The sequence below is a fragment of the Xanthomarina sp. genome (assembly GCF_035306605.1).
In the GTDB taxonomy this organism is placed as follows: Bacteria; Bacteroidota; Bacteroidia; order Flavobacteriales; family Flavobacteriaceae; genus Xanthomarina.
The window spans coordinates 1-3,608 of sequence record NZ_DATGNR010000014.1 but is presented as its reverse complement, the minus strand read 5'-3'; the positions used below and the strand labels follow the sequence as shown (position 1 = coordinate 3,608).

The 3,608-nt window shown below is 37.0% G+C and carries 3 protein-coding genes; 1 reads left to right on the top strand and 2 read right to left on the bottom strand.

Annotated features, from left to right (window positions below; translation table 11 throughout):
• A partial coding sequence (locus VKY41_RS02095) for a hypothetical protein (protein WP_500812780.1) occupies positions 1-192 on the top strand: 192 nt, incomplete at its 5' end.
• Between the two features lie 542 nt (positions 193-734).
• Here the strand turns inward: VKY41_RS02095 and ruvB are convergent.
• Positions 735-1,760 (bottom strand): Holliday junction branch migration DNA helicase RuvB, encoded by a 1,026-nt coding sequence (gene ruvB, locus VKY41_RS02090; protein WP_500812779.1) that lies wholly within the window; start codon positions 1,758-1,760, stop codon positions 735-737.
• 86 nt (positions 1,761-1,846) lie between these two features.
• On the bottom strand, positions 1,847-3,608 hold a 1,762-nt coding region (locus VKY41_RS02085; RefSeq protein ID WP_500812778.1), incomplete at its 5' end, for a cytochrome c oxidase subunit I.

The following is a 3,608-nucleotide window of genomic DNA, read 5'->3' as shown; positions in this document are numbered from 1 at the left end:
TACGTAACTCTACGAGGACGGTTTCCAAGCGTTAGATTTCTTTTTCATTTTTTTCTTGATAAAAAAACGAAACAAAAAAATCAATGGAATTCCAAGGCGAATGCTGCGCACCGTGAGATTAGCTGCGCTGCTACTCCGTGGTTCCTAAGCGGAATGCTTTATTTCTCTTACGAGAAAAGCAATTCCGCTTGAAAACTCATCTTTCGCTGTGGAATCCCAAGCGCTCCGATTTCGATAATTTTGAAAAACTAAGGTATACATTCAAACAATTAGCTAGAAACCTTTTAAATAAAGAGTTTTACAAAGTCGGTAAAATTTATTCCGGACGCCAGTGATCTAGAATATACTATTTTAAATTTTTTATCGTTAAATATTTTACAATACATTATGTATAATTAATCAAATAATTATTATATTGTAAACTAGAACAACAGAAATAATTATGGTTGAATTTAGCAAAAACATCTTAAAGAAGGTTAGTTTTGATCGACAATTGTTTCAAAAAGAACTGGAAAAAGCTGTTAAATGGATTAGTAAATCAGAAGATTTTCAGTCCTTTAAAGATTGGTGTATGATTGAATTCGGTCATTTGTACCCTTACACCCTTAAAAAAGTGTTTAATAAGTAAAAATGTTAAATATGTAGGGATGAGCGAAAGCTTGTCCCTACTTAATTTTACATCAAATTTATTTTAGAAAATCCTAACAACACCTTACGCTCAATTCGTTTAAATATTAAAACAAATCACCTTGTATTCCTCCACTTGATGTTCTTCCCAAGTGTTTATATGCTTTTGGTGTAGCTTTTCTACCGCGTTGTGTCCTCATTAAGAAGCCTTCTTGAATTAGAAAAGGCTCATAAACTTCTTCAATTGTTCCTGCATTTTCTCCCACAGCGGTGGCCAACGTGGTAATTCCCACTGGACCTCCATTAAATTTATCAATTAAAGTTAAGAGCAAACGATTGTCCATCTCATCCAAGCCATTGGCATCCACATTAAGTGCTGAAAGTGCTATATTGGTAATTTCTAAATTAATTATACCATCTCCTTTGATTTGTGCAAAATCACGCACTCTTCTTAATAAAGCGTTCGCAATTCTAGGTGTTCCTCTACTCCTACTTGCGATTTCGTAGGCAGCATCATGGTCGATAGGTATGTTCAGCAAATCACTCGATCGTTTTACAATTTGAGTGAGTGTTTTAGCATTGTAGTATTGTAAACGAGCATTTATACCAAAACGAGCTCTAAGTGGCGCTGTGAGCAATCCTGAACGCGTTGTAGCCCCTACTAAGGTAAAAGGATTTAATGCAATTTGAACAGTTCTCGCATTAGGCCCTGAATCAATCATGATATCAATCACGAAATCTTCCATAGCAGAATACAAATATTCCTCAATCACAGGGGAAAGTCTATGTATTTCATCAATGAACAGCACATCTCCTTCATCCAAGCTAGTCAACAAACCTGCTAAGTCTCCTGGTTTGTCTAATACTGGACCAGAAGTTACTTTAAATCCCACGTCCAACTCGTTGGCTATAATATGAGCCAAAGTCGTTTTTCCAAGCCCTGGAGGTCCATGTAACAATACATGGTCTAGTGGCTCATTACGTTGTTGTGTTGCTTTGATAAAAATCTCTAAATTTTCAATGATTTTACTTTGACCTGTAAAATCATCTAAAAGCTTAGGACGCAACACTTTATCCAACTCTAGATCAAGCTTATCACCATCATTTCTGTAATCAAAGTCCTCTTCTTCCACTGTTTGTGTATTATAATTATCAAAGATAAGAAAAGCCCAACACACTATGGGTATTGGGCTTTAAAAATATATTAGTGACTTGAAGTTTAATGACCTCCTCCGTCTACTTCTCCCTCTTTTAGTGGAACTGTTTGTGGAACGAAGTCCTCATCCCACCCTGGCTTAGAATAATCATAAGGCCAACGGTGTACTTCAGGAATTTCTCCAGGCCAGTTACCATGTCCAGGTACAATCGTTGGAGTAGTCCACTCTAAAGTTGTAGATTTCCATGGGTTTAATGGCGCGATAGGCCCTCTGAAGATACTATAGAAGAAGTTAAAGATGAACAAGAACTGAGCTGCCGCTCCAATTATCGCGAAGATTGTAATTAACCAGTTCAAATCTAACATCATTTGACTTGCTGTTGGATTAAAGGTATCATAGATAGAATAATCATAATATCTTCTTGGGGCACCTCCTAATCCAATAAAGTGCATTGGTATAAATACTCCGTAACCTCCAATCATTGTTAACCAAAAGTGTGCATACCCTAAGCGTGCATTCATCATTCTTCCGAACATTTTAGGGAACCAATGATAAACCCCTGCAAACATACCAAATATTGAAGATAGACCCATTACCACGTGGAAGTGAGCTACCACGAACATGGTGTCGTGTACTTGAATATCTAATGAAGAGTTTCCAAGGATAGTTCCTGTAATACCTCCTGAGATGAAAGTAGAAACTAATCCAATTGAGAACAACATTGCTGGCGTAAAAGTGATCGACCCTTTCCAAAGCGTTGTAAGGTAGTTAAACACCTTTACAGCAGAAGGAATAGCAATTAACAATGTAGTAAATACGAACACACTACCTAAGAATGGATCCATACCAGACACGAACATGTGGTGAGCCCAAACTAGACAGGACAAGAATCCGATAGTTAAAAGTGAACCAATCATCGCACGGTAACCAAAAATTGGTTTTCTCGATTGGTTAGCAATAATCTCAGATGTAATACCTAATGAAGGTAATAATACAATATACACCTCAGGGTGACCTAAGAACCAGAATAAGTGCTGGTATAAGATTGGTGAACCACCCACGTTGTCAAGCATTTCATTACCGATGATAATATCACTTAAGTAGAATGATGTTCCAAAAATACGGTCCATTGCCAATAGAAGAACTGCCGCGAATAACACTGGGAAAGAAATAATACCCACAATTGCAGTGATAAGGAATCCCCAAATTGTTAGCGGCATTCTTGTCAATGTCATTCCTTTTGTTCTTAAATTTAAAATCGTAACTACGTAGTTAAGTGAACCTAATAATGATGAGGCGATGAAAATCACTAAAGAAACCATCCATAATGACATTCCCATTCCTGATCCAGACATCGCTTGAGGTAATGCTGAAAGTGGAGGATATACTGTCCAACCTCCCATTGCAGGTCCTGACTCTACGAATAATGAAACTAGCATTACTACTGAAGCAATGTTATACAACCAACAAGACATCATATTCATGAATCCTGAAGCCATATCTCTTGCTCCAATTTGTAGAGGAATTAATACGTTAGAGAATGTTCCAGATAGTCCACCTGTTAATACAAAGAAAACCATAATGGTTCCGTGTATTGTTACCAAACCAAGGAACATATCTTGATTAAGGACTCCATCCGGCGCCCATCTGTCTCCTAAAAACATGTTTAAAAAGTCGGATGATTGTTCTGGCCATGCTAATTGTATTCTAAAAAATACAGATAACATCATTCCAACCACTGCCATAAAGATTGCTGCAATCAAGAATTGCTTACCAATCATTTTATGGTCATAACTAAAAATATACTTTGAAACAAAGCTCTCC